General features: G+C 41.1%; 8 protein-coding genes, 6 tRNA genes and 3 rRNA genes. 14 read left to right on the forward strand and 3 right to left on the reverse strand.

Annotated features, from left to right (window positions below; translation table 11 throughout):
* From BXU11_RS15155 to BXU11_RS15200, 10 genes are all read left to right on the forward strand, one after another.
* Positions 1 to 1,365, forward strand: a 16S ribosomal RNA gene (locus BXU11_RS15155); the annotation flags it as partial.
* 129 nt (positions 1,366 to 1,494) lie between these two features.
* Positions 1,495 to 1,567 (forward strand) — tRNA-Ile (locus BXU11_RS15160).
* 90 nt (positions 1,568 to 1,657) lie between these two features.
* A tRNA-Ala gene (locus BXU11_RS15165) sits at positions 1,658 to 1,731 on the forward strand.
* 192 nt (positions 1,732 to 1,923) lie between these two features.
* A 23S ribosomal RNA gene (locus BXU11_RS15170) occupies positions 1,924 to 4,794 on the forward strand.
* Positions 4,795 to 4,949: 155 nt separating this feature from the next.
* Positions 4,950 to 5,058 (forward strand): 5S ribosomal RNA (gene rrf, locus BXU11_RS15175).
* A gap of 57 nt (positions 5,059 to 5,115) precedes the next feature.
* A tRNA-Phe gene (locus tag BXU11_RS15180) sits at positions 5,116 to 5,188 on the forward strand.
* Positions 5,189 to 5,194: 6 nt separating this feature from the next.
* Positions 5,195 to 5,280 (forward strand) — tRNA-Leu (locus BXU11_RS15185).
* 330 nt (positions 5,281 to 5,610) lie between these two features.
* On the forward strand, positions 5,611 to 6,549 hold the full coding sequence (locus BXU11_RS15190) for a DUF58 domain-containing protein (RefSeq protein WP_078213169.1): 939 nt from the start codon (positions 5,611 to 5,613) through the stop codon (positions 6,547 to 6,549).
* An 86-nt stretch (positions 6,550 to 6,635) separates the two neighbouring features.
* Positions 6,636 to 6,709 (forward strand) — tRNA-Asp (locus tag BXU11_RS15195).
* 271 nt (positions 6,710 to 6,980) lie between these two features.
* Positions 6,981 to 7,054, forward strand: a tRNA-Asp gene (locus tag BXU11_RS15200).
* Positions 7,055 to 7,239: 185 nt separating this feature from the next.
* On the opposite strand, the gene BXU11_RS15205 is transcribed toward BXU11_RS15200, so the two are convergent.
* Complete coding sequence (locus BXU11_RS15205) at positions 7,240 to 7,740, reverse strand: DUF456 domain-containing protein (protein ID WP_078213170.1); 501 nt, start codon at positions 7,738 to 7,740, stop codon at positions 7,240 to 7,242.
* A gap of 224 nt (positions 7,741 to 7,964) precedes the next feature.
* Here BXU11_RS15205 and BXU11_RS15210 point away from each other — a divergent pair, with 224 nt between their 5' ends.
* Positions 7,965 to 8,441 carry a hypothetical protein gene (locus BXU11_RS15210; RefSeq protein ID WP_078213171.1) on the forward strand — a complete coding sequence of 159 codons (477 nt, stop codon included), beginning with the start codon at positions 7,965 to 7,967 and terminating at the stop codon, positions 8,439 to 8,441.
* Between the two features lie 108 nt (positions 8,442 to 8,549).
* On the opposite strand, the gene BXU11_RS15215 is transcribed toward BXU11_RS15210, so the two are convergent.
* Both BXU11_RS15215 and BXU11_RS15220 read right to left on the reverse strand, forming a co-directional pair.
* A complete protein-coding gene (locus BXU11_RS15215; RefSeq protein ID WP_078213172.1) occupies positions 8,550 to 9,653 on the reverse strand; it encodes a glycosyltransferase in 1,104 nt (367 codons plus the stop codon).
* Positions 9,650 to 10,627: a lysylphosphatidylglycerol synthase domain-containing protein gene (locus BXU11_RS15220; RefSeq protein ID WP_078213173.1), complete on the reverse strand. Its 978-nt coding sequence runs from the start codon at positions 10,625 to 10,627 to the stop codon at positions 9,650 to 9,652. Before BXU11_RS15220 ends, BXU11_RS15215 begins: the two co-directional genes overlap by 4 nt.
* A 102-nt stretch (positions 10,628 to 10,729) precedes the next feature.
* Here BXU11_RS15220 and ruvC point away from each other — a divergent pair, with 102 nt between their 5' ends.
* The 3 genes from ruvC to hemW all read left to right on the forward strand — a co-directional run bounded on the left by ruvC (position 10,730) and on the right by hemW (position 13,032).
* Positions 10,730 to 11,287, forward strand: coding sequence for a crossover junction endodeoxyribonuclease RuvC (gene ruvC, locus BXU11_RS15225; protein ID WP_078213240.1), 558 nt, complete (start codon positions 10,730 to 10,732; stop codon positions 11,285 to 11,287).
* Positions 11,288 to 11,382: 95 nt separating this feature from the next.
* Positions 11,383 to 11,754, forward strand: a complete 372-nt coding sequence (locus BXU11_RS15230; protein WP_078213174.1) for a four helix bundle protein — start codon at positions 11,383 to 11,385, stop codon at positions 11,752 to 11,754.
* Positions 11,755 to 11,862: 108 nt separating this feature from the next.
* On the forward strand, positions 11,863 to 13,032 hold the full coding sequence (gene hemW / locus BXU11_RS15235) for a radical SAM family heme chaperone HemW (protein WP_078213175.1): 1,170 nt from the start codon (positions 11,863 to 11,865) through the stop codon (positions 13,030 to 13,032).
* Positions 13,033 to 13,129: the final 97 nt, after the last annotated feature.

Genomic DNA, 13,129 nt, shown 5'->3' on the forward strand with positions numbered 1-13,129 from the left:
AAATTTGGATTAATACCTCATAGTATGTGAGAATGGCATCATTTTCACATTAAAGTCACAACGGCAAAAGATGAGCATGCGTCCCATTAGCTAGTTGGTAAGGTAACGGCTTACCAAGGCAACGATGGGTAGGGGTCCTGAGAGGGAGATCCCCCACACTGGTACTGAGACACGGACCAGACTCCTACGGGAGGCAGCAGTGAGGAATATTGGACAATGGGCGCAAGCCTGATCCAGCCATGCCGCGTGCAGGATGACGGTCCTATGGATTGTAAACTGCTTTTGTACAGGAAGAAACACTCCCTCGTGAGGGAGCTTGACGGTACTGTAAGAATAAGGATCGGCTAACTCCGTGCCAGCAGCCGCGGTAATACGGAGGATCCAAGCGTTATCCGGAATCATTGGGTTTAAAGGGTCCGTAGGCGGTTTAGTAAGTCAGTGGTGAAAGCCCATCGCTCAACGGTGGAACGGCCATTGATACTGCTAGACTTGAATTATTAGGAAGTAACTAGAATATGTAGTGTAGCGGTGAAATGCTTAGAGATTACATGGAATACCAATTGCGAAGGCAGGTTACTACTAATGGATTGACGCTGATGGACGAAAGCGTGGGTAGCGAACAGGATTAGATACCCTGGTAGTCCACGCCGTAAACGATGGATACTAGCTGTTGGGCGCAAGTTCAGTGGCTAAGCGAAAGTGATAAGTATCCCACCTGGGGAGTACGTTCGCAAGAATGAAACTCAAAGGAATTGACGGGGGCCCGCACAAGCGGTGGAGCATGTGGTTTAATTCGATGATACGCGAGGAACCTTACCAAGGCTTAAATGTAGATTGACCGGTTTGGAAACAGACTTTTCGCAAGACAATTTACAAGGTGCTGCATGGTTGTCGTCAGCTCGTGCCGTGAGGTGTCAGGTTAAGTCCTATAACGAGCGCAACCCCTGTTGTTAGTTGCCAGCGAGTCATGTCGGGAACTCTAACGAGACTGCCAGTGCAAACTGTGAGGAAGGTGGGGATGACGTCAAATCATCACGGCCCTTACGCCTTGGGCTACACACGTGCTACAATGGCCGGTACAGAGAGCAGCCACTGGCGTGACCAGGAGCGAATCTACAAAGCCGGTCACAGTTCGGATCGGAGTCTGCAACTCGACTCCGTGAAGCTGGAATCGCTAGTAATCGGATATCAGCCATGATCCGGTGAATACGTTCCCGGGCCTTGTACACACCGCCCGTCAAGCCATGGAAGCTGGGGGTGCCTGAAGTCGGTGACCGCAAGGAGCTGCCTAGGGTAAAACTGGTAACTAGGGCTAAGTCGTAACAAGGTAGCCGTACCGGAAGGTGCGGCTGGAACACCTCCTTTCTAGAGCCTTAGTGTTAGCGTAAAGCACGCTAAGGAAAAAGAAGAAGATTTTAAAGGTGCTATGACACCGATTATATTACTCTTGCTGTTAATTTAAAGAAATTGAATAAAGAATTAAGTAAAAAACAGAGTCTCGTAGCTCAGCTGGTTAGAGTACTACACTGATAATGTAGGGGTCGGCAGTTCGAGTCTGCCGGGACTACTATTTACACTTAATTAGGAAATTCTAGAGGTTGAAATCCTTTTTTTTTTTGGAATTTGGAATTTAAAAATTTGGAATTTTACAAAAAATGGGGGATTAGCTCAGCTGGCTAGAGCGCCTGCCTTGCACGCAGGAGGTCAACGGTTCGACTCCGTTATTCTCCACAAGATAGTATCAAGATGATAGTATCAAGAATTAAGACAATAAGGTCTTAGTACTTAATACAGAATACTTAATACTTATTTAAAGTTCATTGACATATTGAGATAAGAAATAATAAAAAGTAGAAAGCAGTTTTCTCTGATTTATTAGAGAAAGCGAAAAAAAAACGGTCATAATTAATTTTATGATTGGTACAATAAGCAAAATAAGGGCGTATGGGGATGCCTAGGCTCTCAGAGGCGAAGAAAGGCGTGATAAGCTGCGAAAAGCTACGGGGATTGGCACACACGAATTGATCCGTAGATACCTGAATGGGCAACCCACTATGTTGAAGACATAGTACACCGATAGGTGGGCAAACCGCTGAACTGAAACATCTAAGTAGGCGGAGGAGAAGAAAACAAAAGTGATTCCGTAAGTAGTGGCGAGCGAACGCGGATTAGCCCAAACCAATGTTGTTACGGCAATGTTGGGGTTGTAGGACCACGAGATTTCTTGCATAAAGAATTAGAATCTACTGGAAAGTAGAGCCAAAGAAGGTGATAGCCCTGTATAAGTAATGAATGTAAAGGATAGTGGTATCCTGAGTAGGGCGGGCACGTGAAACCCTGTCTGAATTTGGCGGACCATCCGCTAAGGCTAAATACTCCTGAGAGACCGATAGTGAACCAGTACCGTGAGGAAAGGTGAAAAGAACCGTGAATAACGGAGTGAAATAGATCCTGAAACCATACGCTTACAAGCGGTCGGAGCCCTTTCGTGGGGTGACGGCGTGCCTTTTGCATAATGAGCCTACGAGTTAACGTTGCTGGCAAGGATAAGTGGTTAAGCCACGGATCCGTAGCGAAAGCGAGTCTGAATAGGGCGCTTTAGTCAGTAGTGTTAGACGCGAAACCGTGTGATCTACCCATGGGCAGGATGAAGCGCTGGTAACACAGTGTGGAGGTCCGAACCGGTTGACGTTGAAAAGTCTTCGGATGACCTGTGGGTAGGGGTGAAAGGCCAATCAAACTCGGAAATAGCTCGTACTCCCGAAATGCATTTAGGTGCAGCGTTATTTTAGTTATATAGAGGTAGAGCTACTGATTGGATGCGGGGGCTTCACCGCCTACCAATTCCTGACAAACTCCGAATGCTATATAATGATTGATAACAGTGAGGGCTTGGGTGCTAAGGTCCAAGTCCGAGAGGGAAAGAACCCAGACCATCAGCTAAGGTCCCCAAATATATGTTAAGTTGAAAGAACGAGGTTTGTCTGCCCAGACAGCTAGGATGTTGGCTTGGAAGCAGCCATTCATTTAAAGAGTGCGTAACAGCTCACTAGTCGAGCGGACGAGCATGGATAATAATCGGGCATAAACATATTACCGAAGCTATGGATTTACAAGCAATTGTAAGTGGTAGGGGAGCATTCTAACAGGGTTGAAGGTGTGTCGTAAGGCATGCTGGACTGGTTAGAAAAGAAAATGTAGGCATAAGTAACGATAATGCGGGCGAGAAACCGCACACCGAAAGACTAAGGTTTCCACAGCTATGCTAATCAGCTGTGGGTTAGTCGGGACCTAAGGCGAACCCGAAAGGGACAGTCGATGGCCAACGGGTTAATATTCCCGTACTACTGATTACTGTGATGGGGTGACGGAGTGATGAAAGCGCCGCGAACTGACGGAATAGTTCGTTGAAGTACCTACCTATAAGCTGCGCAGGCAAATCCACGCGGCTTGGGGAAATACGATAGTACTCGGAGACTTCGGTCAAAGAGATAGTGCGCCTAAGGGCTTCCAAGAAAAACCTCTAAACTTCAGGTAATTAGTACCCGTACCGTAAACCGACACAGGTAGTCGAGGAGAGAATCCTAAGGTGCTCGAGAGATTCATGGCTAAGGAATTAGGCAAAATAGACCCGTAACTTCGGGAGAAGGGTCGCCCCGAGTAATCGGGGCCGCAGTGAAGAGGTCCAGGCGACTGTTTATCAAAAACACAGGGCTCTGCAAAATCGTAAGATGAAGTATAGGGCCTGACACCTGCCCGGTGCTGGAAGGTTAAGAGGAGATGTTATCTTCGGAGAAGCATTGAATTGAAGCCCCAGTAAACGGCGGCCGTAACTATAACGGTCCTAAGGTAGCGAAATTCCTTGTCGGGTAAGTTCCGACCTGCACGAATGGTGTAACGATCTGGACACTGTCTCAGCCATGAGCTCGGTGAAATTGTAGTAACGGTGAAGATGCCGTTTACCCGCAGTGGGACGAAAAGACCCTGTGCACCTTTACTATAGCTTAGTATTGACCTTGGATAAATGATGTGTAGGATAGGTTGGAGACTGTGAAGTGGCGTCGCTAGGCGTTGTGGAGTCATTGTTGAAATACAACCCTTTGTTTATCTGAGGCCTAACTCTCGATAGAGAGGACATTGCTTGGTGGGTAGTTTGACTGGGGTGGTCGCCTCCAAAAGAGTAACGGAGGCTTCTAAAGGTTCCCTCAGTACGCTTGGTAACCGTGCGAAGAGTGCAATGGCATAAGGGAGCTTGACTGAGAGACATACAGGTCGATCAGGTACGAAAGTAGAGCATAGTGATCCGGTGGTTCCGCATGGAAGGGCCATCGCTCAAAGGATAAAAGGTACGCCGGGGATAACAGGCTGATCTCCCCCAAGAGCTCATATCGACGGGGGGTTTGGCACCTCGATGTCGGCTCGTCACATCCTGGGGCTGGAGAAGGTCCCAAGGGTTGGGCTGTTCGCCCATTAAAGTGGCACGCGAGCTGGGTTCAGAACGTCGTGAGACAGTTCGGTCTCTATCTACTGTGGGCGTTAGAAATTTGAGTGGATCTGATTCTAGTACGAGAGGACCGAATTGGACAAACCTCTAGTGTATCTGTTGTCCCGCCAGGGGCACCGCAGAGTAGCTACGTTTGGAAGGGATAAGCGCTGAAAGCATATAAGCGCGAAACCCACCACAAGATGAGATTTCTTTTAAGGGTCGTGGGAGATGACCACGTTGATAGGCTATAGATGTAAAGGCAGTAATGTCATAGTCGAGTAGTACTAATAACCCGTAAGCTTATGTACACCTTTTTCCCGAGAGCGAAAGCTCTCGGGAGAGAACTTTCTCCTTTCGACTTCGCTCAAGGCAAGTTGAAACTTTTTATATTCTTTATCTCAGTATGTTAAGATATTATGTAATGTTAATCAGTACAAACTGGTTACCCATTGCAAAACGACCTTAAGGTGGTTATTGCGGCGGGGCTCACCTCTTCCCATTCCGAACAGAGAAGTTAAGCCCGCCTGCGCAGATGGTACTGCAATTTGTGGGAGAGTATGTCGCCGCCTTTCTTTAGAAAACCCTTCATCAAAAGTGAAGGGTTTTTTTATAACTACTCCTAAAAGTAGGGTACCTTAGCTCAGATGGTAGAGCAATGGACTGAAAATCCATGTGTCCCTGGTTCGATCCCTGGAGGTACCACTAATTGCTCGGATGGTGAAATTGGTAGACACGCTGGACTTAAAATCCAGTGAACAGCAATGTTCGTGCGGGTTCAAGTCCCGCTCTGAGTACAAAAACAAAAAAAACTCCATTAGAGAATATCTAATGGAGTTTTTTGGTTGTAACAATGCCTATAAATAGGCCCATTGTAGCTCCTTAACCCCGATAGCAGCGGTATCCTTGCTTGGGCGAATAAAGCCCAAGCAAGATTTAGAGGATAGCGGGAACCATGTGGGATGATAATGACTCTTGTGGGGGTTACTTATTACTTTTAGAATTAATACTCGATTAAATCCAGCAATTCTTTTTCGAATCTGCCTTTGGGTAAATGTGGGTGATTATTGCTCTTATCTTAATTTTTTCATTTTTCTAGTGCTTTAAATTTTTTATATATTTGATGTATGAAAATAGCATCGCAAGTAGAAACAATTTCAAGTTTTAAACATTTAGAACTTTTGGCTCATCAAGTTGTAGAAGGCTTTGTTTCGGGGATGCATAAGAGTCCTTTTCATGGTTTTTCAGCTGAATTTTCCGAACATAAAGTGTATAATACAGGCGAGAGTACTCGTCATGTGGATTGGAAATTATATGCGAAAACAGATCGCTTGTATTCCAAGTGTTTTGAAGAAGAAACTAATTTGAGATGCCACATCATTATTGATAATTCATCGTCGATGCATTATCCAAAACTCGATGTGAATCAAAATTTTTATGAGAATAAAATTGGGTTTTCGGTTTTAGCTGCTGCTGTTTTAATGGCGCTTTTGAAAAAACAAAGAGATGCGGTGGGATTGAGTGTTTTTTCGGATCGTTACGAATATTATGCGCCAGAGAAAGGCAGTGATCGTCATCATAGAATGTTGTTGAATACGCTCGAAAATTTGCTCGAAAATCAAACGCGAAAGAAAACTACTGATACAATTACTTATTTACATCAGATAGCCGAGAAAATGCATCGTAGGTCGATGATTTTGCTTTTTACGGATATGTTCCAGTCGGATTCGATATCTTCTTCTGAGGAGAAGTTGTTTGCGGCCTTACAACATTTAAAGCATAATAAACACAAAGTGGTGTTGTTCCATGTGATGGATTATAAAACAGAATACAATTTTGATTTTGATGCTTCACCGAGAAGGTTTGTTGATCTTGAATCTGGTGAAGAAATTGCGGTTTTTGCTGACAATGTGAAAGAAGCTTACGAAATTCAAATGAAAGAGTTCACTAAAAAAGTAGCAATGAGTTGCGCTCAGAATCGGATTGTGTATGTTCCGGTGCGAGTTGATGATAATTTTGAAAAAATAATGACAACCTATTTAATTGAAAAACAAAGTTTTGGCTAAACACGTGCTTTTTAATGAAATATTTTTGCAAAAAATACTTGTGTGAATGAAAATCTATTGTATCTTTGCAACCGCAATAAAGCAGAGGTTTGGTAGTTCAGTTGGTTAGAATACATGCCTGTCACGCATGGGGTCGCGGGTTCGAGTCCCGTCCAGACCGCTAATATTGGGAGAAGCACTTCAGAGATGAAGTGCTTTTTTGCCCTCATAAGGTATCTAAAATTAGTTGTGTTGTTTGCTACGAATTTGTAACTCGTAGCGTGGTTTAGTAGTTAGACCAATGAAAAGCTTTCCACTTTTGTGGATGGCTTTTTTGATTTACAGTGGTTTAGAAATTGACTTTATGAAAATAAATATTTTTTTTAGAATGATTTAGTAAAAGGCTTGGAAATGCGAAATTCTATTGTATCTTTGCAACCGCAATAAAGCAGGGTTTGGTAGTTCAGTTGGTTAGAATACATGCCTGTCACGCATGGGGTCGCGGGTTCGAGTCCCGTCCAGACCGCTAATATTGGGAGAAGCACTTCAGAGATGAAGTGCTTTTTTGCCCTCATAAGGTATCTAAAATTAGTTGTGTTGTTTGCTGCGAATTTGTAACTCGTAGCGTGGTTTAGTAGTTAGACCAATGAAAAGCTTTTCGTCTCGACGAACGGCTTTTTTTAGTTTTATGGAAATAGATTTTACTAATACTTATAACAAAACTGTTCGATTGTTCCAACACAACCATAAGAAATAGCCCGCATGCATCATGCAAACCATAAATTTTACAACACTCGAGGCGATGAATCCAATAAACGAGCCAGTGGCGGCTTTAAGTGCACGATTGTGATTTTTGTGGTCATAGAGTATTTCTCCTAGAAAAGCGCCTAAGAAAGCCCCTAAAATAAACCCAAAAGGTAATGGACTTAGTAAGCCGACAAGTAGTCCAATGTTGGTGCCCCAAACGCCATAGGAACTTCCTCCATACTTTTTGGTTCCACGAGCTGGAATTACATAGTCCAAAATACTTAGTATTAGGCAAGACAATGCACTAATAGATAAAGACCAATAATTGATTGGAATTGAATCAGTAAGATATAATAGTAATAAGCCTATAAAACAAAATAGAGGGCCTGGTAAAAGCGGAAGGAAACTGCCTAAAACACCTAAAATAACGAAAATAAATCCCAAAATTATAAGCAAGATGTCCATAAGAAAAAAATTAGTAATTTTGAAAAATTAAAGTACTGCATTTTTTGAGTTGTATAAATGTATCAATTTTTTTTCACAACTTCATTTTCCAACAATTATCAGCTTGAGTGTTGATTAGTTATTTCAATTTTCAGTAGTAAATTGTAAAGTACAGGTTGTTTGGCAGTCATTTATTAATTAATTATTAGTATTTTTATTTAAATATTTTTACACCCTATCAAGTTTTGAATAAAAATTATTTATATCTATTTATTTTGTTGTTCGCCTCTTGCCAATACTTTGAGAAGCAAGTTCCCTCTGAAAAGGAATTGCTCCAAAAGGAATTGAAATCCATTAATTGGAAAGAAGTAGACGAATATCCTTCTTTGGTAGATTGTGAAAGCGTGACCGACAAGAAGCAACAACAACAGTGCTTTTTTGAGCGATTGACACAGCTTATTCAAGAAAAATTAAGCGTAGACACCTTGGCGGCGCTGTATCCAGAGCTTGATACCATCGAAGTCAAAGTCACCGTATTCCCAAATGCAACGCTTCAATTTGAACCACAATTCCCCAAAGATTCGGTGGCTTATGATACCATCAAAATCGATAGTATCCTTCGCGCGCGTTTGGTCGGTTTTCCTAAAGTCAATCCCGCGATAAAACGAGGAATTCCAGTGAAGACACAATTTATCTTGCCGGTAATATTAAAAGTAGAATAATTTTTTTCAGGAGCTAATCCAGCTGTCCACTATATCTGTCGCTCCGAACCCCGGAGCCACAGGATGCCGTTCCCATCTGGGCTAGGGCAGTCGAGTGGAACCAAACGGTTATTTTTCAAATCGTCTCCCTTTCCATTCGTAAGAACCAAAAACAGCATACAAAGCCACACTAGTACTAAAAAAAGGATAGAGCATGCTACTGGCTATCCAATAGTGCATTTTGGAATGACTCAAAAAACGATGGGTGGTGTAAAGTAATACCGAATCGACCATAAATTTCGCTAGCCAAAGCAATGCGACATAGAGGAACGGAATCCAACCCAAAAATCCCAAAACCAATCCCAAAATCAAACTAAGATTACCTCCAAAAACGACTAGCCCTAATCCTATTCCAAACCGACTCTGATAGGAGCTAGTTTTAGAAGCCCATCGCACGCGCTGATGGAACAAGGCTTTCCAGCTGTCTGTAGGTTGCGTTCGGACAATGGTTGCATTCGATTTTAAATAGTGTACTTTTTCTGGAAATTGGGCTATGGCTTTTTGTAATAAAAAAACATCATCGCCGCTGGCTATTTTGTCATTGCCTTCAAAACCATTCAAGGCTTGAAAAAGAGATTTAGTATAAGAAAAATTGGCGCCATTGCACATAAAACCTTTGTTAATACCAAAACTTCCAATAGTAGCGCCTTGTAAACTCGTCAAGTCCAATTGCTGAAAATGATGCAAAAACGAAGGCTTGCAGTCATAAGTTACCGCCCCAGCAATCATTTCAATCTTATGATTTTGAATAAAGGCATCCATCGTTAGCAACCAATTTTCGGGAACTACACAATCGGCATCGGTGGTCACTATCCACTCGTTGTTGGCCAAAGGGACGCCCGTCGTGATGGCATCTTTTTTCGGAGAAGTTGAAATCCGAATAGTAGTAACAATTGAAACTTTAAACTTTAAACCTGAAACTTTAAACTCTTTTTCTGAAGCATCATCAATCAATAGCACTTCAAATAAATCCGTCGGATACTTTAGTTTGGTAATGCTTTCTAATAAAATCGGCAAATTTTCGGCTTCATTGCGAAAAGGCACCAAAATAGAGAAGGTGGTTTTTGGAGCGACCTCTTTTTTGTCATACAATGGTACTTGGGAACAACCGTAAATTAGCCAACTTATAGTCAGTACATAAACGATTGCTATGCCTAGTAAAACAAAAATCATTGTTTTTCTTTGAGAGTAATGTTCCCATCTTCTGAGGCTAGCGGGCTTTTAAATTTCAAAACAAAATAACTTCCTATGGCTACGGGCAGCACTACATTCAAGAACCACATTAAAGTCGAAATGAAAACCACAATCCACTCGTTAACGCCCAAAATTCCAAAGAAAAAAACCGCCACACTTCCTTTTACCGCAAAATCCAAAAATTGAAAAGTTGGCAAAGAAGAAGCCAGAAAATAGACCGAAGCAATCGCAGCCATCATTGTTAAATAGGGTAAGTCCACATCAAAAGCCAAAAACAAAAAATAGTATTGATGCGAGAATACCAAGTAGCGACAAGTACCCAGCAGTATGTTTTTTTGATGAATCGCTTTTGGAATTTCATTGATTTTGTGAAGTAGTTTTTCGATAGAATAACCTTTGATGTTGATTTTCTTTGAAAAAAATACAATCAGTACAACTAACAAAAGTCCTCCAAAGAGTAACAGCACGGTTTTGGGTTTGATAATGGCGAAAATAGCATTGAAATACAACAAGCCGAAAATGCCAAAAACGATGCTCAATAGCATTTGGATTCCGTTGCAAATCAGGTTTAAAAAGATGATTTTTTTGGTTGATTTTTTGTCGAAATACAAGGCTTTTCCAGCGTATTCGCCCACGCCGTTTGGGGTAAACAAACCCGCAGTTAAAGCGGCCAATACTTGTTTGGTAGATTCGCCTACCGAAATAGGATGCAGAAAACGGACTAAGTTTTGCCATTTCAAAATTTCGAAATAGCGATTCAAGACACTAAACGAGAGAATGAAAAGAATGCCTCCCACGGATTGATTTTTGCGAAACAACACTATGAATTTTTCCCAATCGAGTTGGTCATTATTAGCGAGTTGGTTGTAGATAAAATAAAACGCTCCCCCTACTATCAAAAGTTTGACTAGAAGTACAAGGAATTGTTTAGTTTTGTGTGGAATTGAAATCATAAGCCCCCTAGCCCCCAAAGGGGGAATTGTTGTGTGAAAAAAATATTTTGCAAAGAAACAACAAACTTTGTATTGGAAACGGCAAACTTGAAATTAAAAAAAATGTCAAACGAACGCATCATATTAGGCATCGACCCAGGGACTACCATTATGGGGTTTGGATTGATTCGGGTTATTCATAAGAAAATGGAATTTATACAGCTCAATGAGTTGATTTTGTCCAAATACGACAACCATTACCAAAAATTGAAAGTCATTTTCGAGCGTACCATTGAGTTAATCGAAACGCATCATCCCGACGAAATCGCGATTGAAGCGCCTTTCTTTGGAAAAAACGTACAATCGATGTTGAAGTTAGGACGTGCGCAAGGTGTGGCAATGGCTGCGGGACTTTCTAGAGACATTCCCATTACCGAATACGAACCCAAAAAGATAAAAATGGCCATCACCGGCAACGGAAACGCCAGCAAAGAACAAGTAGCCAAAATGCTGCAACAACTTTTAGGACTAAAAGAACTTCCCAAAAACCTCGACTCAACTGATGGTTTGGCGGCTGCGGTTTGTCATTTTTTCAATTCTGGAAAAACAATCGGAGAGAAAAGCTATTCAGGTTGGGATGCTTTTGTTAAGAATAATGAAGATAGGATTAAAAAGAAGTGATCAGTGTTCAGTTTTTAGTGTTCAGGTTGTGTAATGTAAAAAAATAGTGATTAGTTTTTAAGTGTTCATTTAAAGTAATTAGTTAGATAAAACATATGAAATTTCAGGATTTATTAAGTTATAAAAAAGGGTTTGATGTTGCTATGGCGGTTTTTGAATTATCGAAAAGTTTTCCAAAAGAAGAGACTTATTCTTTAACAGATCAAATCAGAAGAAGTTCGCGAAGCGTAACAATTACGATTGCTGAAGCCTATAGAAAAAGAGAGTATCCAAAGTATTTTCATAGTAAATTGACCGATGCTGATGCCGAAAATTCGGAGACACAAGGTTGGTTGGAATATGCATTAGCTTGCAAGTATATAACAATAGAGTCGTTTACTAGTTTAACTGAAAGTTCCAAAGAAGTTGGAAGATTGATAAATTATATGATACTAAATCCAGAAAAATTTGAAGTAAAAAAAGAGTAAGCAGTGTTCAGCCATTAGTAATCAGTTTATTTATTGAACACTAAAAACTGAATACCGAACACTTTCCAATGACTGATCACTAAATCCTGACCACTGAACACTTTATCTATGAGCGGTATCTACATCCACATCCCATTCTGCAAACAAGCGTGTCATTACTGTGATTTTCATTTTTCGACTTCGATGAAGAAAAAGGAGGAAATGGTTTTGGCTATTGCCAAAGAATTGCAAATACGCAAAAATGAGCTTCTCGACTGCGCTCGAAGTGACAAAAATGATGCTGAATTCTGGGAAGTGGAAACGATTTATTTTGGAGGAGGTACGCCTTCGGTACTGACTTCTGAAGAAATTGAATTCTTGATTGCAGAAGTGTACCAGCATTACAGTGTTGTTGAAAATCCAGAAATTACCCTTGAAGCAAATCCTGATGATTTGACCAGTGAGCGAATTGTGGAATTGTCCAAAAGCCCAATCAATAGACTTAGTATTGGAGTTCAGTCTTTTTTTGAAGCCGATTTAACGATGATGAATCGCGCGCACAATTCGGTAGAAGCTCAAAAATGTTTGGAACTCGCGACTCAATATTTTGATAATATTTCAATCGATTTGATTTATGGTATTCCGGGGATGAGTAATGAACAATGGCAACAAAATATCGAAACTGCATTGCGTTTTGGTGTGCCTCATATTTCGAGTTACGCCTTGACGGTAGAGCCTAAAACGGCTTTGAATACACTCATTCAAAAGGGTAAAATAGACGCTCCTAAAGATGAAGTAGCCGAAGCGCATTTCCAAATATTAGTCGAAACCCTTAAGAAGAATGGTTTTATTCATTATGAGTTGTCCAATTTTGGAAAGGAAAATTATTTTTCAAAGAACAATTCGGCGTATTGGTTAGGGAAAAAATACATCGGAATTGGTCCTTCGGCGCACAGTTATGATGGAATTTCGAGAAGTTGGAATGTGGCGAATAATGCTTTGTATCTGAAAGCCATTCAACAAAATCAATTGCCCAACGAAAAAGAAATCTTATCTACAGCTGACCGTTATAACGAATACATTATGACAGGATTGCGAACCATTTGGGGCGTTGCTTTAGAAAGAATAGAAAGAGAGTTTGGAGAACGCTATTTAGATTATCTCATTAAACAATCTGAGAAATTCGTAAAGGATGAGTTGCTCGCTATTGAGAATAATATTCTGAAACCAACTTGTAAAGGAAAATTCTTGACGGATGGAATTGCGAGTGATTTGTTTTATTTAAATTTGGAAGAGTAAATTAACCACAAAGGCACAAGGAAATCACTAAGTTCACTAAGCTTTGTGTTCTTTGTGACTTCTTAGTGAACTTAGTGTTTAAACAATGAAAGCCACA

Origin of the sequence: Flavobacterium sp. LM5, from assembly GCF_002017945.1 — a bacterium.
In the GTDB taxonomy this organism is placed as follows: Bacteria; Bacteroidota; Bacteroidia; order Flavobacteriales; family Flavobacteriaceae; genus Flavobacterium; species Flavobacterium succinicans.

Bases quoted from the DNA above. Each gene is read 5' to 3' on its own strand.
- BXU11_RS15190 (WP_078213169.1), top strand. From the start codon at position 5,611: ATGAAAATAGCATCGCAAGTAGAAACAATTTCAAGTTTTAAACATTTA.
- BXU11_RS15205 (WP_078213170.1), bottom strand. From the start codon at position 7,740: ATGGACATCTTGCTTATAATTTTGGGATTTATTTTCGTTATTTTAGGT.
- BXU11_RS15215 (WP_078213172.1), bottom strand. From the start codon at position 9,653: ATGATTTTTGTTTTACTAGGCATAGCAATCGTTTATGTACTGACTATA.
- BXU11_RS15220 (WP_078213173.1), bottom strand. From the start codon at position 10,627: ATGATTTCAATTCCACACAAAACTAAACAATTCCTTGTACTTCTAGTC.
- ruvC (WP_078213240.1), top strand. From the start codon at position 10,730: ATGTCAAACGAACGCATCATATTAGGCATCGACCCAGGGACTACCATT.
- BXU11_RS15230 (WP_078213174.1), top strand. From the start codon at position 11,383: ATGAAATTTCAGGATTTATTAAGTTATAAAAAAGGGTTTGATGTTGCT.
- hemW (WP_078213175.1), top strand. From the start codon at position 11,863: ATGAGCGGTATCTACATCCACATCCCATTCTGCAAACAAGCGTGTCAT.